Origin of the sequence: Vibrio sp. 1159 (assembly GCF_033340395.1) — a bacterium.
GTDB classification, from domain to species: Bacteria; Pseudomonadota; Gammaproteobacteria; order Enterobacterales; family Vibrionaceae; genus Vibrio; species Vibrio alginolyticus.
Window position 1 is genome coordinate 1 of the sequence record NZ_JAWOWL010000105.1, and the last position, 1,375, is coordinate 1,375.

Below are 1,375 nucleotides of genomic sequence, written 5' to 3' on the forward strand. Positions count from 1 at the left end.
CGCGTCATCGCCATTGGTGGCATTGCACAAAAATCCCCTTACGTGATGCAAATGTGCGCCGATGTGATTGGTCGCGACATCATCGTGGTCGAATCAGATCAATGTTGCGCATTGGGGGCAGCTATTTTTGCAGCCGTCGCAGCTGGCGTTTACCCGACGACTAAATCAGCACAAGCCGTGATGGCAAGTCCTGTTCGTCAAACCTACTCACCAACACCAAAAGTGCAAACATTGCGAGCACAGCGTTACGCGACGTATCGCGAGCTTGGGCAACACATGGAGCAGATTGCGGAGTTTCACCAATCGCAGGAGCGTGAAGATGTCTGAACAAACCGTCTGGAATGATGCGAACTCATTAGTCGAACGAATCAAAACGCTGCGTCACCAAGTCTGGCAAGCCAATATGGATTTACAACGTCATAACCTTGTGACGTTCACGTGGGGCAATGTGTCAGGCATCGATAGAGAATCTGGATTGGTTGTTATCAAACCCAGCGGTGTTGAGTACTACGAACTGAATGCTGAAAACATGGTGGTGGTCGATCTGCACGGCCAAGTGGTTGAAGGGAAACTCAACCCATCTTCCGACACGGCCACGCATCTAGAGCTTTATCGCCATTTCCCGGAGATTGGCGGCATCGTTCACACCCACTCTCCTCAGGCAACGGCATGGGCACAAGCAGGCAGAGCAATTCCCGCGTTGGGCACAACTCATGCGGACTATTTCTACGGACAAATTGCGTGCACTCGCGCCTTGAGCGACGAAGAGATCGCACACAACTACGAGCTCAACACTGGCAAAGTCATCGTCGAAACCATCGGTGATTCAAACGTTATGGCGTCACCCGGCATTTTGGTCAAAGAACACGCACCTTTTACTTGGGGTAAAAGCCCTGCTCAAGCGGTTCACAACGCCGTAGTAGTTGAAGTGGTCGCTGGCATGGCTTTGCAAACACTGCAAATCAATGCCGAGGTAGACACTCTTAACCCTTCGCTTCTCGACAAACATTATTTACGTAAGCACGGCGCGAACGCCTACTACGGTCAAAGCAAAAAATAAGGAAACATGATGAAGATTTTCAACGACAAACAAGTATGGTTTGTAACAGGCTCTCAGCATCTTTACGGCCCACAAGTATTGGAAAGCGTTGCGCAAAACAGCGAAGAAATCATTGCAGGATTAAATTCGTCTGATGATATTTCAGTTTCTATTGCTAACAAAGGCACGGTAAAAACACCGGATGAAATTCTCGCAGTATGCCGCGCAGCCAATAACGATCCTGACTGTATCGGCTTGATGTTGTGGATGCACACTTTCTCTCCAGCCAAGATGTGGATTGCCGGCCTAACCCAGCTAAATAAGCCATTTTTACAC

General features: G+C 49.2%; 2 protein-coding genes and 1 pseudogene. All 3 read left to right on the plus strand.

Features of this window, described 5'->3' with window-relative positions:
* On the plus strand, positions 1-327 hold a 327-nt coding region (locus tag R7127_RS26190), incomplete at its 5' end, for an FGGY-family carbohydrate kinase (protein ID WP_318148682.1).
* Positions 320-1,060 carry an L-ribulose-5-phosphate 4-epimerase gene (locus R7127_RS26195; RefSeq protein WP_025505943.1) on the plus strand — a complete coding sequence of 247 codons (741 nt, stop codon included), beginning with the start codon at positions 320-322 and terminating at the stop codon, positions 1,058-1,060. The genes R7127_RS26190 and R7127_RS26195, both read left to right, overlap by 8 nt.
* Positions 1,061-1,069: 9 nt before the next feature.
* Positions 1,070-1,375 (plus strand): annotated as a pseudogene (locus tag R7127_RS26200) (L-arabinose isomerase); the annotation flags it as partial.